Raw genomic sequence first — 23,956 nt, 5'->3', positions numbered from 1 at the left:
GGATGTTTACATCCTATTCCAAGGGGGCTTACGGCATTACTGCCCGATCCGATAAAGATTGGATTGGCCAATTTTCATCTTTTTGTCGTCGATGATGCGGACTTCGACCTGATGCGTGCCGCCGCTTTCCGGATGCAGGCTGTCGGGCATGTCCGCAAACAGCGTATTCGTGCCGTTGAAGCTTGATTTCAGCTCGATTCCGTCCACATAGACGCTGCATGAAGGGAAGAAATTCGTGCCCTCGATTTGCAGCTCTTTGCCCTTCACCGTAACGTTCGTGATCGACGGATCGCCATATCCGAGCGTGTAACCCGGCTGGACGATGGTATCCTTGATGCCAGCAGCCTGGTAGGCGTAGCGCCCTCCGAACAAATTGTCATACTGCAGCTTCGCGTAGTCGCTCAGATCGCCGGCTTTGATTTTGTAGGCGTCCCACTGTTCCTTCGGCGGAATGACGGGAATTTTTTGCGATAGGCCGTACAAATAGTCGGTATAAAAGCTGCCCTGCACGCCGGCCATATGCAGCACGAGCGGACCGAGAAAAGAAGGGCTAAGCCTGAGACCCGGCTTCTCCTGATCGGCCGGGAGAAAGTTGTTCCAGATCACGAATGGCGTGTAATGCGTTTTTGTATACAGCTCAGGATCGTCCGGCAGCACATATTTGGCGTCGCGGTATACTTTATAGTTGTCCTCCAGAAACGGCATATGGTCGCCGAAGAACAGCAGGATGGTCGGCTCCGGCTTTTTGGAATAATAGTCGACCAGCGTTTGCAGGCATTTGTCCGCATCCGTGATGCCCTGCGCATACGTCTCCAGCAAGCCTTTGGACTCCGGTGTAATGTCGCCGCTGACTTCGATCGTATTTTTGCTGAACTTTCCAGGGTTGTAAGGATGATGGTTTTCCATCGTGTTGGCAAAAATGAAATCGGGCCCAGGGCTCTTCTCGGTCTCTTCGATTATTTTTTGGGCGACAGCCCGGTCGGCGTAGTTCGGTCCCTCGAAATCGTTCGGAAAAAACTCGCTGCTGATAAAACGGGAAAACCCGAAATGCTTATACACCTTCCTGCTGTCGAAAAACCAGCTGAAAAAAGGATTGATCGCGGTAGCGTGATAGCCTTGCCTGGTCGCGATGCTGGCCAAAGAATCGACGCCGTGGTTCATGTACTCAATATACGGCAAAATTTTATCCGGCGATTGGCCGAAAAAGCGCATGGAGTTGCCGGAAAGCACTTCAAACTCCACGTTGGCGGTGCTGCCGCCGAATTGCGGAGACAGCATCCAGCCGCTCGTATACGTTTTTTGCAGACTGTGCAGGAAAGGGATCGGGTCCCGGCTGAAGCTGACGTTTTTCATCACGGTAGGATCCCAGAACGACTCGCTCAGCATGACGATAATATTAGGCTGCTTGCCTCCGTTTGCTTTATTTTCCGGAATTTGCCGCAGTATCGTTTCGATCGCATCTTTATTGTAGCCGGAAGGCTTGTCCACTTTCAGAAAAGGGAGCATCTGCACGGTGGAAAGCAGAAATCCGTTCTCGTCATACGTGATCGTCTGATCCCACGGAACCGTATAGATGCCGTACAGCTTCGAAAAAGGAATAGGTCCGTCCGCATAAATGCTGGTCATTAGCGCGGCAGCGGTCAAAGCGTATACCATTTGCTCCGGCCAACGGAACCGGATCGCCCGTTTGCGCAAAATCACATGAAAAAGCAGCGCGACCAGAGCCAGAAAACAAAGCGCAGATCCGACAATGGAATAAGTCAAATAGCTGCTTAAAAAAGCGCGGTATTCCACAATCTCATTGTGAAATACGAGATCCCACGGATAGTAGGGCGCCCCGATCGCATGCAGCTTGCTTCCGCTTACGGCTGCAAGAGGAAGCAGGACGGCGCACAGCAGCCAAAAGGAAAGCCGGCTCCTGCCCGTAACGGCTATCAAAAACAAATAAAGCGCCGCTGTAATCAAGTAGGCGAGAATCATGGCCAGCGGGTAATGCACCGCCCATTTATAAAGGTCTTCAAAAGTCCCGCGTTCAAGGTACTCGACCATCGCCATCAGGACAAACGGAAGAACGATAATCGTCACCCGGGAAAAGGCCAACTTGAGAAACTTCAACAGTTTTTGCATGAAAAATCTCCTGTTCATTTCGATCTGATGTCATTTGTCCATTATCCGATATATTGCCCGTCTTAGGAAGACGGCTATTGACACGTAAAACTATAACATTTATTATTACAGATAGGTTGCTGGTAAACTTTACATATTAGGCTGCATACAATTGCTGTCCTGGCAGTTTATTAAAATTATTTTTTCCTTCGTTTTTGCTTGTCTTTTTATGATAAGATGGCGGAGGACTAAAAGTCGGAGGTGGAACCATGCAGCAAGCTGCAGCTGTTTCCATGGAGCACCAAGCCATATCGGTAGATACAAAGAAAACGGTGCCCTGGATTATTTACTTGATTTTTTTCGCAGTATTGAATGAGACGGTGTTCAACGTATCGACGCCGGAGATCGCCAAGCAGTACGCCGTTTCGCCGACAGGTGTCAGTTGGGTGCTGACGAGCTTCATTATTTTCTTCGCTCTAGGCTCGGTCATCTACGGCAAATTGTCGGATATTTACAGCTTGAAAAAGCTGATCGTGACAGGAGTCATCATCTATAACGCCGGATCGATTATCGGCTTCGCGCTAAACTTCTGGTATCCCACAGTCATTCTGGGGAGAGCGATTCAAGGGGCGGGAGCTTCGGCTATTCCGGCGCTCGTTATGGTGCTTGTGGCCCGCTATTTCGCGCCTTCGGACCGGGGAAAAGTGTTCGGTTTGCTGACATCGACCGTATCTTTCGCCGTCGGCGTCGGCCCGGTACTCGGCGGATTCATCGCCGGTACGTATCATTGGACGTTTTTATTCCTGATTCCGCTGTTCACCCTCGTATCGATCCCTTTCTTCCGCCGCATTTTGCCTGACGAGGAGTCGAAAAAAGGTAAGGTTGACATCCTCGGAGCCGTAATGGTTGCCGTGATCGTCGCGAGCTTGATGCTGTTTCTAACCTACTCGGGGTGGTACTATCTAGCGCTCAGCGTGCTTGTGCTGGTCTGGTTCATATTTCACATCAGACGTTCGGCAAATCCGTTCATCGAGCCTGCGCTGTTTGCCAACAAACTGCTTCGCAACGGCCTCGTTATCGGTTTTATTATTTTCAACGTCGTCATGGGCGTTATGTTCGTCATGCCGCTTATGCTCACTGAGCTAAACGGGCTGAGCACCGGCACAATCGGTCTCGTGCTGTTTCCGGGGGCGATCAGCGCCGTCATTTTTGGCACGATAGGCGGAAATTTGGCGGACCGCAAAGGCAACAATTATGTGATCTACATCGGACTGACGCTGCTTTTTGTCAGCTTGCTTGCGATCGCCTTTGTCGCCGGGCTTTCACCGTGGCTCGTCTCGGCCGCTATGCTGCCGAACTATATCGGTTTTTCCTTCATTCAAACGGCGTTGGCCAACCGGGTTTCCTTAACGCTCAAAGTTGAGGAAACAGGAGTAGGGATGGGTCTGTTCAATCTGGTCAGCTTTATTTCTGGCGCAGTCGGCACCGCGCTTGTAGCGAAGCTGCTGGACGGGTTCCTGCACCGTTTCCGGATCAATCCGTTTCAAGGTCTGGACATAGCCGTTCCTTACAGCAACCTGCTGTTTATTTTCCTCGCCGTCATTATCATTGTTTTTCTATTATACTACGGGGCTTTTGGCCGGAAAAAAGCCTAACATCGCCTCCACGATCTGTGTTATAATCAACAACGCTGCCGCAAAGCGGAGCCGCGGTTCGAAAACTCCCGCGTTATCAAAACTAGGAGGAATGAAAGATGTTTAATTTTGCTTGGGGCGTGCTTTTTGTCCTGGTCAACTTCGGGCTGTTTTTGGTGTGCTACCGATTGTTCGGCAAACAGGGCTTGTACGCCTGGGTCGGCGTTGCGACCGTTCTGGCCAACATCCAGGTGGTCAAAACGATCGAAATGTTCGGCTTCGTCATGACATTAGGCAACACGATGTATGGAACCATCTATTTGACAACAGACCTGCTGAATGAAAAGTACGGCGATAAGGATGCCAAAAAAGCGGTCTGGTTCGGCTTCTTCACTTTGATCATGTCGATGATCATCATGCAGATGGCGATGGTGTTCACCCCGCAGGCAGGGGACGTCGGCCAGTCTTCGCTGGAAACGATATTCGGCCTGCTTCCGCGAATCGCGCTCGGGAGTTTGACGGCTTATTTTGTAAGCCAGTTTCTTGATGTCAGAATTTATACGTTTCTGAAAAAAGTGTTTCCCGGCCGGAATCAGCTTTGGATCCGCAACAACGGCAGCACGGGAATCAGCCAGCTTGTCGATTCGCTCGTATTTTGCAGCATCGCTTTCAGCGGTTTGTACGATTGGGGCGTCTGGCTGCAAATTTTGGCAACTACGTATGTCATCAAATTTATCATCTCGGCGGCTTCGACCCCGGTTTTATATATCGCCAGAAATTTCAAAACCCGACAGCTTCCCTCGTAGGAAGGTCGGTTTTTTTTTATTGAATAATACGAAACAATAAAATATAATAAAATTAAATAACAAAAGATAAAATGTGATAAAGGATGATAGCTGCATGACCGAACAAGTTCAGCATTCCCTGTTCAGCGAGGAGCGCCGCAACCAAATCATAGCGCTGCTGGAGCAGGAAGGGAGAGTCGAGGTCAAGCGGCTGGCAGCGCACTTTCATGTGACGGAAGACTCGATCCGTAAAGACCTGCGGGCTTTGGAAAAGAGAGGTCTGCTGCAAAAAGCGCATGGAGGAGCTGTGCCGGTAGCCCGCGTTTCCGGGTTTGTCCCTTATCAGGACAGGGGAGAGCCGGAGCGGAAAAAGCCGATCGCCAAAGCGGCGTCGGCGCTTATCGAGCCTGGCGACACCGTTTTTATCGAATCGTCCAGCTACACCCATTTCATGTTTTACGAGCTGGCGGAAATGCCGGACGTCACCATCGTTACGAACAGTGTGAACGCCCTTTCCGCATTGGTTCAGCGGGTGAACCTGATTACGCTGGGCGGGGCTGTGCACAAGCAGGATGAAGCGTGCTACGGGCCGTTTACGCTGCAGGCTTTGGAGCAAATCAACTTTGACAAGTGCTTTCTTAAGCCGGCGGGAATTACGGAGGACGGCAAGCTGACGACGGCGCTGCAGGAGAGCCTGGCGGTCAAGCAGACCGCCATTCGGCAGTCGAACCGCGCCATTGTGCTGATGGACGAGCGCGACTGGGGACGGCGCGACGTCTACAACGTTTGCGGCATCGATTCGATTCATACGATCGTGACGAACGGGCTGGCCGAATCGCTGGAAGCTAGGTGGGCCAAGAAAGGGATTCGCATCGTAAAGTGCGAGGCGCAGCAGAACTAAATCAGTTACGACGAACGTGAAATTGAATGCTTACAAGAAGGAGGACATCCATATGGAATTTGTGTGCGCGGAATGCGGTGCTGTTTTGGCTGATGGAAGATTTGCGTATTTGTGCGCTTGCGGCGGGTTACTTGAGGTCCGGCATAATTTCGCCGGGATCGATGCGGAGCGCTTGAAACGGCTGTTTGCGGAGCGGCTCGCCGAGCGGATGTCGCCTTACGCATCGGGCGTTTGGCGCTACAAGGAGCTCATAGCGCCCGATTTGCCGGAGCCGATGATCTGCACGAAGTTTGAAGGCAACACGGGTTTGTACCCGGCCTCCGAAGGGCTGCGCGCCTATGCGGGGGTCAGAGGGCTGATGTTCAAAGCCCAGAGCGAGAATCCGAGCGGCTCGTTCAAAGATAACGGCATGACCGTCGCGGTGTCTCACGGTCGTTCACTGGGCTATTCCCGGTTTACGTGCACATCGACCGGAAACACGTCCTCTTCGTTGGCGATGTACGCCGCTTTCGGCGGAGGCAGTTCCGTCGTGTTTGTGCCGGACAAGGACATCTCGCACAATAAAGTGCTGCAAACGATAGCGTATGGAGCCGACGTAGTCAGTTTCACGGGCACGTACGACGATGGCATACGCTTTTTGGAAAAGCATGCCGAGGCGTTAGGGCTGTATGTGTGCAACTCCGTGAACCCGCTGCGGATCGAGGGGCAAAAAAGCATCGTCTACGAGATTGCCCAATCCCTTGACTGGCAGCTGCCGGACTGGATCGTGCTGCCGGGTGGAGCGCTGAGCAACGCGTCGGCGCTCGGCAAAGGGCTCCGCGATCTCAAGGAGCTCGGCTTCATCCCGCGGCTGCCGCGCGTCGCGGTCGTACAGGCGGAAGGGGCGTCGCCCTTCCACCGCCTGATGGCAGAGGCCATGGAGGAGCTCGCGCCCGAGCGCGAGCCGCATACCCGCGCCTCTGCGCTGAACATCGGCAGCCCGCCAAGCTGGCGCAAAGCGCGGCGGGTGCTGGAAGAGACCGGCGGCGTCACGGCCAGCGTCAGCGACGCCGAAATCCTCGATGCCAAAGCGGTCATCGACCGCAGCGGCATCGGCTGTGAGCCGGCCTCGGCGGCTGCGCTCGCCGGGCTGCGCAAGCTGGTCCGCGAAGGCGTCGCGGACCGTGACGAAACGGCCGTCTGCGTGCTGACGGGCCATCTGCTCAAAGACACCGATGCGCTGCAGGAGTACCACTTGGACGCCAAGTGGCCCTCCGCTCCGCATCGGAATACGATCCGCACGTCGACGCTGGCGGTCGATGACGTGCGGCGCAGCCTCTCCCGCACGGCCACCTGACGCGCGCGGTTCAGTTCAGCTGACGGAACTTTTCCGGCGTCAGCCCGACATGCTTGCGGAAGCTCGCGACAAAATGGCTCGCATCCCGAAACCCGGCCAGCTCCGCAACGGCTTTTACCGTCAAGCTCTGCCTGTTCAGCAGCAGCTCCTTGGACTTGCGGAGCCGCAGCAAAATCAAATACGAATATGGCGATGAGCCGAAGGCATGTTGAAACAGCGTGCTCATGCGCCGGGGAGTGACGCCCAGCACCCCGGCCATTTCTTCAAGCCCGGTGTCGGGATTGGCATAGTTCAGCTCCAGCCAGTCGAGCAGCGGCTGAAGACTGAGGAGCTGGCTGCTCAAAGAAGCGCGGTTATTGACTTGACCGTGCTTTTTGAGCAGGATGAGAAAACGGTACAAATCAGCGGAAGCGTCATACCCGGTATACTCCGTACCGGCCTCCGCGTAGGACAAAATCGTTCCCACCGCAGTTTCCAGCGGCGATGCCGCTTCCCAACGAAAAAAAGCGGCTTGATGCAGCTCCAGCATATTCAACATGCTCTCGGCCAAATGCCCTCCGAAAGTCACATACTCCGTACACCACGTATCCGAAACCGCCCAGTAGGCATGACCGACGCCCGGCAGGAGCAGAAACCCGCATCCTTTGCTCAGGCGAAACGATTTTCCTCCCGTCCAGAGCTCGCCCTCTCCCGAGAACGTTTGCAGCCAGTGGAAGCAAGAGTAGCCATCGTCCCTGACCATCTTTTCCTGATCCTCGTGATGCCCGATGCTTTCAATAAAAAGCGGATAAGCCTGATCCGCCGAAGGCGTCAAAACGAACCTTTTATGCATACATCCAGCATCCTGTTCCATTTTTTTATATACACACGTAAAAATATTATATTTTAAGCGCGTGAATAATCCAATACAATGGTTATATTCTTATATTTCATGCATTCAAGCGGTTAAGGAGCGTGCAGGATGATTAACGAAAAGCTGCCGAAAATTTGGTATGGCGGAGACTACAATCCGGAGCAGTGGGAACCGTCCGTGATGGACGAAGATTTGCGTATGTTTAAGCTGGCGGGAATAGATGTAGCCACTATTAACGTATTTTCGTGGGCGCTTTCGCAGCCTAATGAGGATACGTACGATTTTGCTTGGCTGGATGAAATCATGGATCGGCTGCACCAAAACGGCACGTACGTTTGCCTTGCTACAAGCACAGGGGCCCATCCCGCATGGATGGCCAAAAAATATCCCGATGTGCTGCGGGTAGATTTTGAAGGCCGCAAACGGAAATTCGGCGGACGCCATAATTCTTGCCCCAGCAGTCCGACGTACCGCAAGCACGCTGCAGCCATTGCTTCAAAGTTGGCCGAACGCTACAAAGATCACCCGGCCTTGTTGATCTGGCACGTATCGAACGAATATGGCGGCTACTGCTACTGTGATAACTGCGCCCGGGAATTCAGGAATTGGCTGCAGGCGCGTTACGGAAACTTGGCAAAGCTGAACAAAGTCTGGAACACGCGTTTTTGGGGCCATACCTTTTATGAGTGGGATGAGATCGTTTCTCCGAATGCGCTTTCAGAAGAGTGGGCCGGAGACCGCACTTACTTCCAGGGCATTTCACTGGATTACCGCCGCTTTATGTCGGACAGCCTGCTGGATTGCTACAAATTGGAGTACGACGCCATTAAAAAACATACCCCGAACATTCCCGTCACAACCAATTTGATGGGCACGTACAAAGAATTGGATTACTTTAAATGGGCGAAGCACATAGACATTGTTTCCTGGGACAATTACCCGTCACTGGATACGCCGTTCAGCTTGACCGCCATGGTTCACGATTTAATGAGAGGGCTCAAAAACGGCCAACCGTTTATGTTAATGGAGCAAACGCCAAGCCAGCAAAATTGGCAGCCCTACAACTCGCTGAAACGGCCGGGCGTTATGAAGCTCTGGAGTTATCAAGCCGTGGCGCGGGGAGCGGATACCGTATTGTTTTTCCAGCTTCGCAGATCAATCGGAGCCTGCGAGAAATATCATGGCGCCGTAATCGAACATGTAGGCAACGAAAACACCCGCGTTTTCCGTGAATGCGCCGAACTGGGCAAAGAACTGCAAAATTTGTCCGGCAATCTGCTTGATTCAAGAGTGAATGCGCGCGTCGCGATCGTATACGATTGGGAAAACCGGTGGGCCGTAGAGCTTTCCAGCGGGCCGACCGTCGCCTTGAAATATGTGGATGAAGTGCACAAATACTACGACGCTTTGTTTCGGCAAAACATCCAGACCGACCTCATTGGCGTCGACGCCGACCTAACCGAATACGATATCGTCATCGCCCCTGTACTGTACATGGTGAAGCCCGGATATGCAAAACGGATCGAGGAGTTTGTAAAAGCCGGCGGTACCTTCGTCACGACATTCTTCAGCGGCATCGTCAACGAGAATGATATCGTCACAACCGGCGGATACCCCGGGGAACTGCGCAGCGTGCTGGGCATATGGGCTGAAGAAATTGATGCGCTATTCCCGGATCAAAGCAATCAAATCGTCATGAAGCAGGAATGGGGCGCGTTGAACGGAAATTACACCTGCACCACCTTGTGCGACCTGATCCATCCCGAAGGAGCGGAAGTGAAAGCAGTCTACGGAAGCGACTTCTATAAGGGAATGCCTGTCCTGACAGTCAACAAATTCGGCCAAGGGCAAGCATGGTACGTGGCGACCAGTCCGGATGCGGCATTCCTGCAAGGGCTGATGGCGAACCTGTGCAGCGCCAAAAACATCAAAGCACCGATCGCCCCTGTCCCTGGAGTCGAGATTTCCCAAAGAGACAAAGACGGAAAATCATACCTGTTTGTCATGAACCATAACAGCGGTGAAGTCAAGGTGGAACTGGGCGCCCTGCAGGCCGTTGATCTATTGTCCGGCAATGAAGTTTCAAACACCGTGTCACTTGCGGCAAAAGCCGTGCTTATCCTGCAATATTAAGCTGCCTCAAACCTTTGTCTGGTTATTACAAGACGAAGGTTTTTTGCTTTCCAGGTAAATATTTACTATAGTAAGTTCATAGAGATAGATAAAAGCACAATTGGAAAAGCAGAGGAGGTCATTATGTACGAACAGCAGCATTTATTTGTTTGCTCCGACTCCATCGGTGAAACAGCAGATGCCGTAGCCAAAGCAACCATACGCCAATTTAACGCAGAACAGGTCAAAATAAAAAGGTTCAGCCACGTCAGTCAGGAAACCGAGATCCGCCAAATGCTCAACGAAGCTGCCGCGGCAGGAGGTTTTGTCGCCTACACGCTCGTGCAGCCGGAACTGAGGGAATTAATGAAAGCCGAAGCATACCGCCTGGGCGTTCGCGCTGTCGACATCATGGGACCGATGCTGCAGGCGTTCATAGACACTTACGGCGATTCGCCCAAACGAAAACCGGGGCTGCTGCACGAAATGGATGCCGACTATTTCCGCAGAGTGGAGGCCGTTGAATTCGCCGTCAAATATGACGACGGCAAAGATACGAGGGGCATGCTGGAAGCCGAAGTCGTGCTCATCGGAGTATCGCGAACGTCCAAAACACCGCTCAGCATATACTTGGCCCACAAAGGCATCAAATCCGCAAACCTGCCGCTAGTACCCGAAGTCAAACCGCCCGCGGAACTGTTCAAAATTCCAAGCCACCGCATCATCGGCCTCACCATGGATGCCGAATACATACTGCAAATCCGCCAGGAACGCCTCAAAACCGTCGGCCTGCCCGGCAGCTCGCAATACGCCACCTTACAAAGAATCAACGAAGAACTCGGTTTTGCCGCCAGTTTGATGAAACAACTAAACTGCGAAATCATCGACGTAACCAACAAAGCCATCGAAGAAACAGCCGGACTCATCAGCCAACTTATTAACGGCAGAACGTACTAACCCCCTATCATCCCAAAAAATAAGTCCAAGGCCATATCAACCGATCATTCAGCCTTGGACTCATCATAATCCTAAATCCACCCGCCCGACATCATCAAATAAACCCCCCACTTAGAACCGCAGCCTCCTAGGCAGCCTAAAACCAACCCCACACGCATGCGTCCGAAACCGTCCTTTAATTTCACGCATTCTACGAAAAACTATGTACAGCGGGATATCACCACGAGCGCAGGCCCAAATACCACTTTCCTTAGCAGACCGCCATCGCAACTGGCAAGTCCAAAAGATGGCCATGGCCTCCCAATTAGAGGGTCACACATTTGATTTTCATGCATTCTGAGATATGTGCAAAAATTCTGCATGACGCAGCGGAGTACTACCACAGACGGAAATCGCAGCATGATCGGCCCTCTCCGAGGGTCCGTGTATTTCAAATCTAGTGCATTCTGAGATATGTACAAATTTAAATTTCATACATTCTGAAATAAGTACAAAGTAAGCTCTAATCCCCAAGCTGGGCCTTACCATGAGTACAACCTCAAGAGGACCTCCTTCCGAAAGGGTCGTATAATGTGATTTTATCCATTCTGAGATAAGTGCAAAATACTACCCCTCTTTGCAGGGAATCACGACAAGGGTGGTCAGAAATGCAACATCCCAAAGCGCAATTGTTGAGGTCAACATCACAATTGCATCATCAGAGAGGTTCAATAAGAGGTAAACATTGCGAGTAGAACATCTCGAGAGGGCAATCAGAAAGAGTATCAGTAGTGCAGTAACGTAGTGGAACAATTAGGCAGGTAAACCAAGGCAATTGCAACAACACATGAGGCAATTGAGCATTAAGAATACAGTATCGCAATGGAGTAACAGGAAAGCAACAATGCCAGTGCAATAACACATGAGGCAATTGAGCGTTAAGAAAACAGTATCACAATGGAGCATCAGAAAAGCAACAACACATGAGGCAATTGATCATTGAGAATGCATTATCGCAATGGAGTAATCAGGAAGCCAACATTGTGAGTACAATAACACATGAGGCAATTAAGCATTGAGAATGCAGTAACACAATGAAGCAAGAGGAAGGTAACATTGTAAGTACAATATCGCATGGGGAAATCAGAGGAAGTAAATGGGAATCAAGTATCACAGAAGAGTAATCGGGAAGGCAATATTGCGAGTGTAATAACACATGAGGCAATTGATCATTGAGAATGCAGTAATTACAATGGAGTATTCAGAAGGCAACATTGTAAGTGGCAATGTCGCAAGAGGCAAGCATACGAAGCAATGGGAATGCAATATCGCAGAGGAGCAACCAGAAAGACAACATTGTAAGTGCAATATTGCAAGAGGCAATCATAAGGAGTAATGGTATGTAGTTATTGCAGAGGAGCAATCAGAAAGGCAACATAGTGATTACAGTAACACGTGCGGCATCTAGAAGAAGCACCGGGAGTGCGGTATAGCAACGGATTAACTAGGCAGGCAACAAGCAAATGTGACATTTACAAGAGGGCAATCCAAAGATATCAACAGGAGTAGCCCTTTAAGGCATTTGGGTTTTAGTTTTTTCGCTTAATAACGCACTATGTTCATACGACATTGAAAATAGGAGGATGGTTTGAGTTTTCAAAGTACAATAATCTTTTGTAGTTACGACAGAAGAGCTATCATCAAGATAGGACGTCTTCAAATGATGAGGGAGCGGAGGCTAACAACGTCGTGCCGCAAAAAAATTCAAAAAAAGCTTTAAATACGAACGTATGTGTGCTATAATAAATGAGAACAAATGTTTGTATTCGGGGCGGTGAAGCAGATGAATCTTTATGATATTCAATCCTGTCATTTTGATACGGAAGAGGAATGCGAAAATTTTTTGATGAAGATTCGTTGGTCGTCTGGTTTTTGCTGCCCGCGGTGCGATTTCGATAACGCTTATACGGTTCGGACCCGCAGTTTGCTTGAATGTTCCGACTGCAGGATGCAAGTTTCGCTGACAGCGGGGACGATCATGCACAAGTCTAAGCTCCCTCTACTAACTTGGTTTCGCGCTATACAATTGCTCATTCACGATCAAAAGGAATATTCCGCAAGTTCGCTTGCTGAAATATTGGGAATCAATTATCGAAGCGCCCGGCTGCTGTTGCAAAAGATTTATTTTGCGCTCAACAAGCAGTCTGTTTGGGAAAGCCGGCTTCAAGAGAGAAACCGGATGGAAAGAAGTCATAAGGAGAGCATCGAGTCGGAGATAGATAATCTTGAAGAAAGCGACCTGGAGGTGATCGTCCCCGCTGATCAGGTTCCACATAAAGCCGGCGTACAGCCGGATGCTCGAACGGCACACATATTGCAGAGGATCAACAGGAAGTATAGCGCGGCTGTTCGCAATAACAAGGTACATGCCCAGTTACCGACAAAGTATAAACAATTTTTGGAAAGCGGCAATGCTGCTGAAGGGACTTACTCTGCGTTTTTTGCATTCAGGGATTGGCTGAAGGCTTTTATAACTGCGGCTCTTTATCCCGTTTTCTTAAAGTGCTATCAATGTCCTTCATAGAACGTATGCTGCGATCGGCGAATTAGGCGGTACGTTGACGAACTGTTCTTTTTCAGTCATGATAGAGCGAGAGGTCAATCATGATTGTTTTGACAAGGGAGGGTCGCCCAATGAGAAAGGCGCTGCAGCTTCCGGTTCGGTTTTATCGCAAATTTATTTCGCCTTTGACGCCGCCTTCCTGCCGGTTTTATCCGACCTGTTCGGAGTATGCTCTGGAGGCTCTTGAAGTTCACGGCGCGTTAAAAGGATCCTGGTTGACGGTTAAGCGGCTCTGCAAATGCCATCCTTTTCATCCTGGCGGAATCGACCATGTACCTCCTGCACCTAATTCTCAGCAATCGGCTTGACATGGGGCTTTACTTTTCGATATATTTTCCTTAAGGATAACATATGGAATTCGATGAACGGATAAGTACAGGCGGATGCCTATGAACAGAGAGCCGGGTCAGGTGAAAGCCGGTATAGGACGATGTTTGGAAGATGGTCCCGGAGAATAAGCCTTCGAGCTGCCTTTACGCAATGTGTAGAGGAGTGAGCTGGCTTCGTGTCCCAGCGTTAATGGGCAAGTCGCATTGACTTACTGAGCCCCGCTCTTGTGAAAGACGGGGGAAACTGGGTGGTACCGCGTGAGTGCAGCTCTCGTCCCAAGAAGGATGAGGGTTTTTTGTCATGTTTTGAATATTTTCCAGGAGGTTTTTTGTTATGTCGAATTCACGACCGACTTTTTACATCACGACGCCGATCTATTATCCGAGCGACAAGCTGCATATCGGACATGCGTATTCAACGGTGGCTGGGGATGTCATGGCCCGTTACAAAAGACTGCGGGGTTTTGACGTCATGTATTTAACGGGTACGGACGAGCACGGTCAAAAGATTGAGCGCAAGGCGCAGGAAAAGGGCATTACTCCGCAGCTTTTCGTCGATCAGATCGTTAAGGGCATTAAGGAACTTTGGGCCAAGCTGGACATTTCGTATGATGATTTTATCCGGACAACGGAGGAGCGGCATACGAAGGCGGTTGGCAAAATTTTTTCAAGGCTGCTGGAACAGGGCGACATTTATTTAGGCGAATATGAAGGCTGGTATTGTGTGCCTTGTGAAACTTTTTTCCCGGAGAGCAAGCTGGTGGATGGGAAGTGCCCGGATTGCGGCCGTCCTGTGGAGAAAATGAAGGAAGAAACGTATTTTTTCCGGATGAGCAAGTACGCGGACCGCTTGGTTCAATATTATGAAGAGAATCCTGATTTCATTCAGCCTGAGTCGCGCAAAAATGAAATGCTGAACAATTTTATTAAGCCGGGGCTAGAGGATCTGGCTGTTTCCCGGACGACTTTTGACTGGGGCATTAAGGTGCCCGGCGACCCTAAGCATGTTATTTATGTTTGGATCGATGCGTTGTCCAATTACATTACTGCGCTTGGATACGATTCGGATGACGAAAGCAAGTTTGAACGCTATTGGCCTGCGGATGTTCATCTAATGAGCAAGGAGATTGTGCGTTTCCATACGATTTATTGGCCGATTATGTTGATGGCGCTTGATTTGCCGCTGCCGAAAAAGGTTTTTGCGCACGGGTGGCTGTTAATGAAGGACGGCAAAATGTCCAAATCCAAGGGCAATGTGGTCGATCCGGTTACGCTGATCGACCGCTACGGTCTTGATGCGCTGCGCTATTATTTGATGCGCGAGGTTCCTTTTGGGGCGGACGGCACGTTTACGCCGGAGAGCTTTGTCGAGCGGGTCAATCATGACCTCGCGAATGATCTAGGGAATCTGCTGAACCGTACGATCGCGATGATCGATAAGTATTTTGAGGGCAAGATTCCCGCGTATGTGCCTGGCGCTACCGAGTTTGATGAAAGTCTCCTTGAGACTGTCAAGGCAACGGTAGCGAAGTACGAGGACGCAATGGAGAAAATGGAGTTCTCCATTGCGCTGTCGGTCGTGTGGCAGCTGATCGGCCGCACGAACAAGTACATCGACGAGACGCAGCCGTGGTCGATGGCCAAAAGCGAGGAGAGCCGTGAGAAGCTCGGCTCGGTTATGTATGTGCTGGCTGAGTCCCAGCGCATTTCGTCCGTGCTGCTGCGCCCCTTCCTGACGAAGGCGCCGCAGCTGATCTGGCAGCAGCTGGGCATCGCTGCGGAAGACCTGCCGCGTCTCACTTCGTGGGAGAGCGTGCAGAGCTTTGGGCTTCTCCCTTCCGGCACGCAGGTGCAGAAGGGAGAGCCGATGTTCCCTCGGCTGGACGTGGAGCCGGAAATCGGCTATATCGTCCAGGCCATGGGAGGCGGCGCCGCAGCAAGCGCCGCCCAGCCTGAAGAGGCAGCGCCTGCGGCCGCTGCCGCGGTCCAGCCCGCGCCGGAGCCGAAGGAGGAAATCGGCATCGACGATTTCGCCAAGGTCGAGCTGCGCGTCGCGCAGGTGATTGCGGCCGAGCCTGTGAAGGGCGCGGATAAGCTCTTGAAGCTGCAGCTCGATCTCGGGTACGAGCAGCGGCAAGTCGTCTCGGGCATTGCGAAGTTTTACTCGCCCGAGGATCTGGTTGGACGCAAAGTGATTTGCGTCACGAATTTGAAGCCCGCCAAGCTGCGCGGCGAGCTGTCGCAAGGGATGATTCTCGCCGCTTCGCAAGGCGATCAGCTGACGCTGGCAACCGTTCCGGACAGCATGCCGAACGGCGCCATCGTCAAATAGCAAAGCGCACCCCCATGCCGGATTTCAAGCGGCATGGGGTTTTTTGCTTTAACTTTGGGCATGTTAAAGGAAAAAGACTGACGGAGTGACTCCTATGAAAGCTCGAACTGTGGCAAAAATCGCATGGACTGCCGCGTGCTTGCTTTTGTTCACGGCCTGCGGCATGGGCAACTCGCAAGGCGGCAACAAGCAGCAGGACCAAGGCCAGCAAAAGGAGCAAAGCTCAGGTAAGGGAAGCGTCATTGATCAGGAATTAAAGAGGCAGTACGACATGTACAAAGAGATGAAGCAGTATCAGACGGAGCAGGACAAAAAGGTCCAGCAGCAAGCCGAAGAACGGTACAAGAAGCTGAAGGAACAAAGCGAAAAACCATCCAAAAAAGAAGGGGAAGGCAAGGGCGCATCGAAGAAAAAAGGCGGAGGAGGCCAGTCGAAGAGCGGGGACGGCGATTCCCAAAGCGGCGGAGGCCAATCCGGCAGCGGCTAGCGAAGCGTTTTATTGTTCCCAGCGCGGTGCGTATGCGGTCGACCGATCGCCGTCATGCAGCGCAGCACCGCGTCATGATCTGTACCACGCTGCGACTGCAGGGTGGTTTTTTTGCTCTGTTTGATATTGACAACCGAAAAGCCTGCTCGTATAATCAAGTTCGTTAATAAAAAAAATTACGATTTAGACGAGCGGTCTTGAAGGGAGTTTCATCATGCGCAAGCGCACTATTTTTTACATGGCGATTTTCGCTTTGTTTACTATTTTATTGGCAGGCTGCGGCAAAGCGACGGACAAAGCCGGGCTGGTGGAAGGCAAGATTAACGTTGTCACCAGCTTTTATCCGTTGTACGATTTTACGCGCAATATCGGCGGGGACTACGTCAATGTGATAAATCTCGTTCCGGCAGGGGTAGAGCCGCACGATTGGTCTCCCAAGAGCCGCGATTTGCAAAATATGACGAAAGCGCAAGTTTTTGTTTATCAAGGCGCAGGCTTTGAGGGCTGGGTGAAGGATTTCTTGGAGAGCCTTCCTGCAAATTCATCTTTGAAGGTTGTCGAAGCCAGCCAAGGAGCCGATTTGATTCAAACGTCCGATAGCAAGGAACAATTCGACCCGCACGTCTGGCTGAGCCCGTTGAATGCAGGCAAAATGGCCGAGCATATAAAAGAAGCGCTTATCGCGGCCGATCCGGCACACAAGACGGAGTACGAGCAAAATTACGCCAAATATGCCGCCAAGCTTGCGGACCTGGATGCCAGATACAAAAAAGAGCTTTCCCAGGTTCCGAAAAAGGAGATCGCGGTGTCGCACCAGGCTTTTGCTTATTTATGCCGCGACTACGGGCTGACGCAAATGGCGATTATGGGGCTATCGCCGGATTCCGAGCCGACCGCCCAGGATTTGAAAAAAATGAACGAGTATTTAAAAGCGCACAACCTGAAATATATATTTTTTGAAGAGCTTGTTTCCGATAAATTGGCGAAAACGTTGGCCAAAGATGCTGGCATCGGCACGATGGTGCTGAACCCGCTGGAAGGATTGACCGAGGAGCAGGCTAAAGCAGGCAAGGACTATATTTCGGTGATGGACGAAAATTTGAAAAATCTTGTGAAAGCTTTACAATAGGTATATAGCATGCTTTCATTCAAGTGAAGATAGGGGTAAAAAGGATGGAGAACAGCGGAATTCAGCCTTGCCACCGCAGTATCGTAGCAATGGATCAGATCGCTTTTTCTTATGAGCATAAAAAGGTTATCCAAGAGCTCCGGTTTGACGTTCTGGAGCGGGATTTCGTTGGGGTTATCGGCTCCAACGGCGCCGGCAAAACGACGCTCCTCAAGATGCTGGTCGGCCTGCTGAAGCCGACGCAGGGGGAGATCCGGCTGTTCGGCGAGCCGCTCGGCCGGTTTACCGACTGGGACCGGATCGGCTACGTCCCGCAAAAAAACGCGTTCAACCCGTTATTCCCGGCAACAGTCCGGGAAATTGTTTTGTCCGGGTTGTACAACAAAAAGCGGATCTACCGCCGTCTGACGAAAGCGGACGCGCAAAAAGCCGAAGATGCCATGCTCGCCCTGCGCATCGAGGATTTGGCGGACCGCCGCATCGGCCAGCTGTCCGGCGGACAGCAGCAGCGCGCTTTCCTCGCGCGCGCGATCGTGAACAATCCCGAGCTGCTCATCCTGGATGAGCCGACGGTCGGGATCGATGCGGAAACGCAGGCCGGCTTTTTCCGCATGATCCGCCACATGCACCAGCATCACCATATGACATTCATAATGGTGTCGCACGATATGGAGATGATGCAGTCTTACCTGGGCTCCGAGCCGCAGCAGGTGAGCGGTGGCATCAAATTTTACGTAAAGCATACCCATGATCCCGAGGATTGCCGCGAGACGAACCTGACTCACTCCATCGGCCAAATCCGCGAGATGATCGGAGCCCAGTAAGGAGCGAACGGTTTGGATATTTTTTCGGAATATTTTTTTCAAAGAGCTTTGATCGGAGGCATTTTGATCGGGCTTACTGCGCCTTTGATGGGCGTTTTTCTTGTGCTACGCAGGCTTTCCATGATCGGCGACACGCTCGCGCACGTGTCCATCGCCGGGGTCGCGCTCGGCTTTTTAATCAACATATATCCGCTTGGGGTCGGGTTGGTTTTTGCGCTTATCGCCTCCTTTGCCATTGAGCGGCTCCGCAAAGCGTACAAAACGTACGCCGAGCTGTCGATCGCGATCATCATGTCGGGCGGAGTCGCGCTGGCGACGCTGTTGTTTACGCTCGGCAAAGGGTTTAATATGAATGTGATGAGCTATTTGTTCGGAAGCATTTATACGCTCGATTCAACGGACATGTGGGTTGTTTTTATCGTATGCCTGATCGTCGTCGGGGTCATTGCGTTCCACTTCAAGGAGCTGTTTTTGATGTTTTTTGACGAGGATGCGGCCAGTGTCAGCGGGCTGCCGCTGCGCTTTTACAATATGATGATCACTATGCTGACAGCGCTTGTTATTTCCGTTGCGATTAAAATCGTCGGCGCGCTGCTCGTGTCGTCGCTGCTGACGATTCCGGTCGCCTGCAGCTTACTGATCGCCCGCAGCTTCAAACATTCGGTCGTACTCGCGGTCATTTTTTCGGAAATTGCCGTCATTATCGGCCTTGTCGTCGCCGGGGTGTGGGATCTTGCTCCAGGGGGCACGGTTGTAATGACTTTGATCGTTTTGCTTATCGGAACTATTTTGCGAAGGGGGTTAAGGAGCTGACATGGATTCCGTCAATCTGTGGATCGCCCTGTGGGCCGGCGTCGCCTCTTTTATTTCGCCCTGCTGCTTGCCGCTGTATCCGTCCTATCTTTCATACATAACAGGCATCTCGGTCAGCGAGCTGAAATCGGGCCAATCCTCGGCCGCCGCAAGGCGCCAGACGATGCTTCATACGTTAAGCTTTATCGTCGGTTTTTCGATTATTTTTTATGCGCTCGGTTTGACGGCCGGATTTTTGGGCAATTTTTTTCTCGATTACCGCGATTTGCTGCGGCAAATTGCCGCCATTCTCATTTTTGTCATGGGCCTGTTCCTGCTCGGTATTTTTCAGCCGCAGTGGCTGCTTAAAGAGCGCAAGCTGCAAATCCGCTTTCGTCCCGCCGGCTATGCGGGCTCCGTCCTTATTGGAATGGGCTTTGCAGCCGGGTGGTCCCCGTGTGTAGGGCCGATTCTTTCGGCCATTCTTGCCTTGGCGACGACGGAACCGGGGGCCTGGTTCCAAATGACGACGGCTTATTCGCTCGGCTTCGCCATCCCGTTCTTCGTGCTGTCGTTTTTCATCGGCTCTACGCGATGGATTTTGCGGTACTCCAATACGATTATGAAAATCGGCGGGGGGATCATGATTGTGATCGCCGTTCTGCTCTACACGGGCAAAATGACGCAGATCACGCTGTGGCTCAACCAAATTACCCCGGACTGGCTGAAATTTTAAGTGAATTTTTCAACATGGCAGATTTGACCGCATCCGGGTTCATGCATTATGATAGGTAAAGCTATAAAAAGGAAATTGAGTAAGCAGGGGGAACTAAGCTAATGGCTACACCAAGCATGGAGGACTATTTGGAGAGAATATACAAGCTCATCGACGAGAAGGGCTACGCTCGCGTCTCCGACATTGCTGAAGGGCTTGAGGTGCATCCCTCATCCGTTACCAAAATGATTCAGAAGCTCGACAAAGACAACTATCTGGTATATGAAAAATACCGCGGTCTCATGCTTACCTCCAAAGGCAAAAAAATGGGCAAACGTCTGGTGGACCGGCATCAGCTGTTGGAAGACTTTTTGACCACGATCGGCGTACAGGAAGACAACATATATAAAGATGTCGAAGGGATCGAGCATCATTTAAGCTGGGATTCGATCACCTGCATCGAGACGCTTCTCGAATATTTCCGCCGCGACCCCGGCCGGATGGATGAACTGCAGCAAGTTCGCAAGGAATTGGAAGCCGATACTTAAGAAGGACAGATACTCTCGAAATAGCGAGGGTACTGTCTTTTTTTCTGCCTGCAGAGCGATGCAAGCGGCATAGTGACAAACCGTCCCCGCATACATAACAATGGAGCGCTTGGCGTCCGTTAACTGCGCTTCGGGGAGAGTGTGGGATGAAGATCAACGGCGTGTTTGAGGGCGGGGGCGTAAAAGGCATTGCTCTGGCGGGCGCGGTGAGCGCCGCGAATGATCGGGGATATGTGTTTCATGAGGTGGCCGGCACAAGCTCGGGCTCGATCGTCGCGGCTTTTCTGGCTGCCGGATATACGGGCGAAGAGATGAAGAAATTGATTTTGCAATCGCCGTTTAAATCGTTTTTGCAAAGGTCGGCGCTGTTCAATGCGAACATTATCGGCCCGGCGGCGCGGCTGTTTATTAAAAAAGGGTTGTATTCCGGAGAGGCGTTGGAAAACTGGGTGTACCAAATTTTGCTGGCCAAAGGCATCCGCACCTTCGGTGACTTGAAGCCGAATCAGCTGCGGATCATCGCTTCGGATATTACGCAGGGCAAGCTGCTCGTGCTGCCCGACGACATCGCGCAATACGGAATCGACCCGCGCAAGTTCCCGGTCGCCAAAGCGGTGCGGATGAGCACGAGCATCCCGTATTTTTTCGACCCGGTGATGATTCGCCTGAAAACAAGAAGCAAAGCAAAAAGCTCCGCCGCGGCGGATGCTTTTATAAAGCAATTTATTTATGTGGTGGACGGGGGCTTGCTCAGCAACTATCCGCTTTGGGTGTTTGACCGTGAAACTTATGCCGAGCGTGTACCTGTCATCGGTTTTCAGCTTGTAGGGAAAAGCACCAACCAAATGCACAAAATCAAAGGGCCGATCACGATGTTCGAGGCACTGTTCGAAACGATGCTCAGCGCGCATGACGAGCGTTACATTGAGCAGTACAACCGCTTTCGGACGGTGAAAATTCCGACCCTTGGCGTTCATAACACCCAGTTCGACATTTCCAAAGAAAAAAGCCTCGAATTATACGAGGCCGGGTATACAGCTGCGGATCATTATTTTACGAAATGGACGATGCAAACTTACGAGCAGGACTACGAAAAGTATGTGCTCCGCAAAAATCAGTGATACTTCGGATAGTCGTCCGAATCGGCGTCCTTGTTTCCGGGAATGACGCGGAATTTTGCCGTCTTTGTTTTTCCTCTTGTGTTTTTGCGGGCGCCCTGATTCATCTTCCAGCTGGAAGGAGGAAACTTATAGAGCAGGAAGATGATCCCCAGCACTAATATGGGTATGAACAAAGTCCGCAAGCTGACGAGCATGCCGATAGCAATCAAAACCGCAATGATGATGGTGCTCAGGGAAAATCGCTGCCTCATATGCGTCCCTCCATAATTTTTTTCTCCGCTTCGCGCATACGGTTGAAAGAGGCGATCGAAACCTCTACCTGTCTGTCCTCCGGTTCTTTCGTAGTCAGAAGCTGCAGCCATAGGCCGGGATAGCCAAGGAAGCGCAGCACAGGCACCTCGCGAAGCGAGTTCGTAAAGCGAAGCACTTCATACGATACACCGATGACGACCGGCAGCAGCAGCAGACGCTGCACGATGCGTTCCACGTAACCGTCATAATGCAGGAAAGAGTAGATGACTACTCCGACAATAACGGTGAAGACGATAAAGCTGCTTCCGCACCGGTAATGGAGCGTGTTGAATTTTTGCACGTTGCTGACCGTCAGTTCGACGCCTGCCTCGTACGCGCTGATCACTTTGTGCTCGGCGCCGTGGTACTGAAACAGCCTTTTGATCATGGGCGTTAAGGAAATGAAATAAATGTAGCCGATCAGCAGCACAATTTTAATTAATCCTTCTATTAGATTATGAAGAAATTGATTGCTGAATACATGCTGAAACAAAAACTGCTCAATGACCGCAGGAACAAGGGTGAACACGAATTTTCCGAACAGGAACGAAATGACGCCGACGACGGCAACGCCGAGCATCATGGAAATGTTGGAAAATATGCCGGGCTTCGCTTCTTTCTTGGCGCCGGCCTCCTGGCCATCTTCTTCTTCGGCGAACGTTTCCGCGGAGAAGTTCAAATGCTGCGCGCCCTTGGCGCTCGATTCGATAATGCCGACGATTCCCCGGATGAACGGAATTTTCTTAAGCGTTTGCACCCACGGAATTACTTTTTTGGGCACCTCCAGATATTCAAGAGAGCCGTCCTTTTTGCGCACCGCTGTCACGTGCACGTTTCTTCCTGCGAACATCACGCCCTCGATGACGGCTTGTCCTCCGTATATGCTGTTTTGCTCCGACAATAGATCCACCTTCTTATCTGTACTCGTTTTAAAATGGTTCATGCTATCTTCTCATTGTAACGGATTCGCGGATTGAATGCTACCGATCGCCGCAGAACATACTATTCCTGATCAGGAAAGCGCGAGCAAAGCGTGCAGGGAAAGGAAGAGGGGGCAAGGATGAACGGACTAAAGAAACGAATGCTGCGGACGAGCAGGTGGCTTTTTGCGCTATATATCGGGTTTTTCGCGGGTTTGATCTGGGGCGCTCTGAAAATCGTCGAGCAATATTTAAAATTTACAAAAGTCGCGATCGGCTTTTTGGTCGAGCCGTTTTTCAAGCACGATTTTTTGTTTACATGGAAAGGAGGATTGGTCGGCTGGTTTTTTTTCACGCTATTTTCCATTGCCGCGGCTTTTTTGTATACGATTTTTCTCGGAAAATTAAGCGGGCCTTGGTGGGGCGTAGCGTACGGGGTTGCGTGGTGGGGAGTGCTCTACTTGCTCGTCGGCCCTTATGTGGGATTGATGTACTGGATTCACGATCTTGATGCAAATACGATCATTAGCGACTTTTGCCTCTTCCTGTTGTGGGGGTTGTTTATCGGCTACTCGATCGCCATCGAATATACGGACGAAAGAACGAGAGAACCTATACACAACGCATGAAAGTTATGGTAAAATATTTAAGTTCAACCGCGCAGTTTCCCGACGGAGGTCTGGCGCATACTTAATGATAAGCTTTCCTGACGGGAAGGTTCCGGGGGGTTCCCTTATTTTGAAAAAAGTGCTCGTTATTAACGGTCCGAATTTGAATATGCTTGGCGTCCGCGAACCCGGGATTTACGGCAGTTCGTCGCTGGCCGCCATTATCCAGAGCTTAAGCGAGTTGGCCGGGGAGCTTGGCATCGAGCTGGAAAGCTTCCAATCCAACCACGAGGGCGCCATCATCGACAAAATTCATGAAGCTTTCGGCACGAAGGACGGCCTGCTGATCAATCCGGGCGCGTTCACGCATTACAGCTACGCGATCCGCGACGCGCTGTCGACCGTGCAGCTGCCCTGCGTCGAAGTACATATGTCGAACATTCATAAAAGAGAAGAATTTCGCCATCTTTCCGTAACAGCCCCGGTTGTCATCGGGCAAATTTGCGGTTTTGGCGCACAGAGCTATCAGCTCGGTCTAAGAGCGTTGTACGAACATTTGTAGGAAAGAATGGTG

22 protein-coding genes are annotated in these 23,956 nt (G+C 51.3%); 18 read left to right on the top strand and 4 right to left on the bottom strand.

Annotated features, from left to right (window positions below):
• Positions 1-36: 36 nt before the first annotated feature.
• Positions 37-2,127, bottom strand: a complete 2,091-nt coding sequence (locus AC0LWT_RS12695; RefSeq protein WP_474681612.1) for an LTA synthase family protein — start codon at positions 2,125-2,127, stop codon at positions 37-39.
• 248 nt (positions 2,128-2,375) lie between these two features.
• Between AC0LWT_RS12695 and AC0LWT_RS12690 the strand changes: the two genes are divergently transcribed.
• From AC0LWT_RS12690 to thrC, 4 genes are all read left to right on the top strand, one after another.
• Complete coding sequence (locus AC0LWT_RS12690) at positions 2,376-3,761, top strand: MFS transporter (protein ID WP_474681611.1); 1,386 nt, start codon at positions 2,376-2,378, stop codon at positions 3,759-3,761.
• 98 nt (positions 3,762-3,859) lie between these two features.
• Positions 3,860-4,546, top strand: coding sequence for a queuosine precursor transporter (locus AC0LWT_RS12685; protein WP_474681610.1), 687 nt, complete (start codon positions 3,860-3,862; stop codon positions 4,544-4,546).
• Between the two features lie 94 nt (positions 4,547-4,640).
• Complete coding sequence (locus AC0LWT_RS12680; RefSeq protein ID WP_474681609.1) at positions 4,641-5,426, top strand: DeoR/GlpR family DNA-binding transcription regulator; 786 nt, start codon at positions 4,641-4,643, stop codon at positions 5,424-5,426.
• Between the two features lie 52 nt (positions 5,427-5,478).
• The gene (gene thrC / locus AC0LWT_RS12675; protein ID WP_474681608.1) at positions 5,479-6,762 is read left to right on the top strand and encodes a threonine synthase; all 1,284 of its coding nucleotides are present in this window, start codon (positions 5,479-5,481) and stop codon (positions 6,760-6,762) included.
• A 10-nt stretch (positions 6,763-6,772) separates the two neighbouring features.
• Here thrC and AC0LWT_RS12670 read toward each other — a convergent pair whose 3' ends face one another.
• On the bottom strand, positions 6,773-7,594 hold the full coding sequence (locus AC0LWT_RS12670) for an AraC family transcriptional regulator (protein ID WP_474681607.1): 822 nt from the start codon (positions 7,592-7,594) through the stop codon (positions 6,773-6,775).
• Positions 7,595-7,723: 129 nt separating this feature from the next.
• Between AC0LWT_RS12670 and AC0LWT_RS12665 the strand changes: the two genes are divergently transcribed.
• The 12 genes from AC0LWT_RS12665 (at position 7,724) to AC0LWT_RS12610 (ending at position 21,563) form a co-directional block, all read left to right on the top strand.
• On the top strand, positions 7,724-9,748 hold the full coding sequence (locus AC0LWT_RS12665) for a beta-galactosidase (protein ID WP_474681606.1): 2,025 nt from the start codon (positions 7,724-7,726) through the stop codon (positions 9,746-9,748).
• Positions 9,749-9,871: 123 nt separating this feature from the next.
• Positions 9,872-10,684 carry a pyruvate, water dikinase regulatory protein gene (locus AC0LWT_RS12660; protein WP_474681605.1) on the top strand — a complete coding sequence of 271 codons (813 nt, stop codon included), beginning with the start codon at positions 9,872-9,874 and terminating at the stop codon, positions 10,682-10,684.
• Between the two features lie 1,822 nt (positions 10,685-12,506).
• Complete coding sequence (locus tag AC0LWT_RS12655; RefSeq protein WP_474681604.1) at positions 12,507-13,247, top strand: transposase; 741 nt, start codon at positions 12,507-12,509, stop codon at positions 13,245-13,247.
• Between the two features lie 110 nt (positions 13,248-13,357).
• Positions 13,358-13,594, top strand: a complete 237-nt coding sequence (yidD, locus tag AC0LWT_RS12650) for a membrane protein insertion efficiency factor YidD (protein WP_474681603.1) — start codon at positions 13,358-13,360, stop codon at positions 13,592-13,594.
• A gap of 355 nt (positions 13,595-13,949) precedes the next feature.
• A complete protein-coding gene (metG, locus tag AC0LWT_RS12645; RefSeq protein WP_474681602.1) occupies positions 13,950-15,947 on the top strand; it encodes a methionine--tRNA ligase in 1,998 nt (665 codons plus the stop codon).
• A 94-nt stretch (positions 15,948-16,041) separates the two neighbouring features.
• A complete protein-coding gene (locus tag AC0LWT_RS12640) occupies positions 16,042-16,434 on the top strand; it encodes a hypothetical protein (protein WP_474681601.1) in 393 nt (130 codons plus the stop codon).
• Positions 16,435-16,648: 214 nt separating this feature from the next.
• Entirely contained in the window at positions 16,649-17,563 is a 915-nt protein-coding gene (locus tag AC0LWT_RS12635) for a metal ABC transporter substrate-binding protein (RefSeq protein ID WP_474681600.1), read from the top strand.
• A gap of 44 nt (positions 17,564-17,607) precedes the next feature.
• On the top strand, positions 17,608-18,387 hold the full coding sequence (locus AC0LWT_RS12630; protein ID WP_474681599.1) for a metal ABC transporter ATP-binding protein: 780 nt from the start codon (positions 17,608-17,610) through the stop codon (positions 18,385-18,387).
• 12 nt (positions 18,388-18,399) lie between these two features.
• Positions 18,400-19,200, top strand: coding sequence for a metal ABC transporter permease (locus tag AC0LWT_RS12625; RefSeq protein WP_474681598.1), 801 nt, complete (start codon positions 18,400-18,402; stop codon positions 19,198-19,200).
• Position 19,201: 1 nt separating this feature from the next.
• Entirely contained in the window at positions 19,202-19,915 is a 714-nt protein-coding gene (locus tag AC0LWT_RS12620) for a cytochrome c biogenesis CcdA family protein (protein WP_474681597.1), read from the top strand.
• Positions 19,916-20,016: 101 nt separating this feature from the next.
• Positions 20,017-20,442: a transcriptional regulator MntR gene (gene mntR / locus AC0LWT_RS12615; protein WP_474681596.1), complete on the top strand. Its 426-nt coding sequence runs from the start codon at positions 20,017-20,019 to the stop codon at positions 20,440-20,442.
• 146 nt (positions 20,443-20,588) lie between these two features.
• Positions 20,589-21,563: a patatin-like phospholipase family protein gene (locus tag AC0LWT_RS12610; RefSeq protein WP_474681595.1), complete on the top strand. Its 975-nt coding sequence runs from the start codon at positions 20,589-20,591 to the stop codon at positions 21,561-21,563.
• Here AC0LWT_RS12610 and AC0LWT_RS12605 read toward each other — a convergent pair.
• Positions 21,557-21,814, bottom strand: coding sequence for a hypothetical protein (locus AC0LWT_RS12605; RefSeq protein WP_474681594.1), 258 nt, complete (start codon positions 21,812-21,814; stop codon positions 21,557-21,559). The genes AC0LWT_RS12610 and AC0LWT_RS12605 overlap by 7 nt on opposite strands.
• On the bottom strand, positions 21,811-22,797 hold the full coding sequence (locus AC0LWT_RS12600; protein ID WP_474681593.1) for a DUF1385 domain-containing protein: 987 nt from the start codon (positions 22,795-22,797) through the stop codon (positions 21,811-21,813). The genes AC0LWT_RS12605 and AC0LWT_RS12600 overlap by 4 nt, the downstream gene beginning before the upstream one ends.
• A gap of 117 nt (positions 22,798-22,914) precedes the next feature.
• Here AC0LWT_RS12600 and AC0LWT_RS12595 point away from each other — a divergent pair, with 117 nt between their 5' ends.
• The gene (locus AC0LWT_RS12595; protein ID WP_474681592.1) at positions 22,915-23,403 is read left to right on the top strand and encodes a YqhR family membrane protein; all 489 of its coding nucleotides are present in this window, start codon (positions 22,915-22,917) and stop codon (positions 23,401-23,403) included.
• Positions 23,404-23,512: 109 nt separating this feature from the next.
• Positions 23,513-23,944, top strand: a complete 432-nt coding sequence (gene aroQ, locus AC0LWT_RS12590; protein ID WP_474681591.1) for a type II 3-dehydroquinate dehydratase — start codon at positions 23,513-23,515, stop codon at positions 23,942-23,944.
• Positions 23,945-23,956: the final 12 nt, after the last annotated feature.

This window comes from Paenibacillus sp. sgz302164 (genome assembly GCF_056120505.1).
This window is presented reverse-complemented; position numbering and strand designations above follow the sequence as displayed.

Bases quoted from the DNA above. Each gene is read 5' to 3' on its own strand.
- AC0LWT_RS12695 (WP_474681612.1), bottom strand. From the start codon at position 2,127: ATGCAAAAACTGTTGAAGTTTCTCAAGTTGGCCTTTTCCCGGGTGACG.
- AC0LWT_RS12690 (WP_474681611.1), top strand. From the start codon at position 2,376: ATGCAGCAAGCTGCAGCTGTTTCCATGGAGCACCAAGCCATATCGGTA.
- AC0LWT_RS12685 (WP_474681610.1), top strand. From the start codon at position 3,860: ATGTTTAATTTTGCTTGGGGCGTGCTTTTTGTCCTGGTCAACTTCGGG.
- AC0LWT_RS12680 (WP_474681609.1), top strand. From the start codon at position 4,641: ATGACCGAACAAGTTCAGCATTCCCTGTTCAGCGAGGAGCGCCGCAAC.
- thrC (WP_474681608.1), top strand. From the start codon at position 5,479: ATGGAATTTGTGTGCGCGGAATGCGGTGCTGTTTTGGCTGATGGAAGA.
- AC0LWT_RS12670 (WP_474681607.1), bottom strand. From the start codon at position 7,594: ATGCATAAAAGGTTCGTTTTGACGCCTTCGGCGGATCAGGCTTATCCG.
- AC0LWT_RS12665 (WP_474681606.1), top strand. From the start codon at position 7,724: ATGATTAACGAAAAGCTGCCGAAAATTTGGTATGGCGGAGACTACAAT.
- AC0LWT_RS12660 (WP_474681605.1), top strand. From the start codon at position 9,872: ATGTACGAACAGCAGCATTTATTTGTTTGCTCCGACTCCATCGGTGAA.
- AC0LWT_RS12655 (WP_474681604.1), top strand. From the start codon at position 12,507: ATGAATCTTTATGATATTCAATCCTGTCATTTTGATACGGAAGAGGAA.
- yidD (WP_474681603.1), top strand. From the start codon at position 13,358: ATGAGAAAGGCGCTGCAGCTTCCGGTTCGGTTTTATCGCAAATTTATT.
- metG (WP_474681602.1), top strand. From the start codon at position 13,950: ATGTCGAATTCACGACCGACTTTTTACATCACGACGCCGATCTATTAT.
- AC0LWT_RS12640 (WP_474681601.1), top strand. From the start codon at position 16,042: ATGAAAGCTCGAACTGTGGCAAAAATCGCATGGACTGCCGCGTGCTTG.
- AC0LWT_RS12635 (WP_474681600.1), top strand. From the start codon at position 16,649: ATGCGCAAGCGCACTATTTTTTACATGGCGATTTTCGCTTTGTTTACT.
- AC0LWT_RS12630 (WP_474681599.1), top strand. From the start codon at position 17,608: ATGGAGAACAGCGGAATTCAGCCTTGCCACCGCAGTATCGTAGCAATG.
- AC0LWT_RS12620 (WP_474681597.1), top strand. From the start codon at position 19,202: ATGGATTCCGTCAATCTGTGGATCGCCCTGTGGGCCGGCGTCGCCTCT.
- mntR (WP_474681596.1), top strand. From the start codon at position 20,017: ATGGCTACACCAAGCATGGAGGACTATTTGGAGAGAATATACAAGCTC.
- AC0LWT_RS12610 (WP_474681595.1), top strand. From the start codon at position 20,589: ATGAAGATCAACGGCGTGTTTGAGGGCGGGGGCGTAAAAGGCATTGCT.
- AC0LWT_RS12605 (WP_474681594.1), bottom strand. From the start codon at position 21,814: ATGAGGCAGCGATTTTCCCTGAGCACCATCATCATTGCGGTTTTGATT.
- AC0LWT_RS12600 (WP_474681593.1), bottom strand. From the start codon at position 22,797: ATGAACCATTTTAAAACGAGTACAGATAAGAAGGTGGATCTATTGTCG.
- AC0LWT_RS12595 (WP_474681592.1), top strand. From the start codon at position 22,915: ATGAACGGACTAAAGAAACGAATGCTGCGGACGAGCAGGTGGCTTTTT.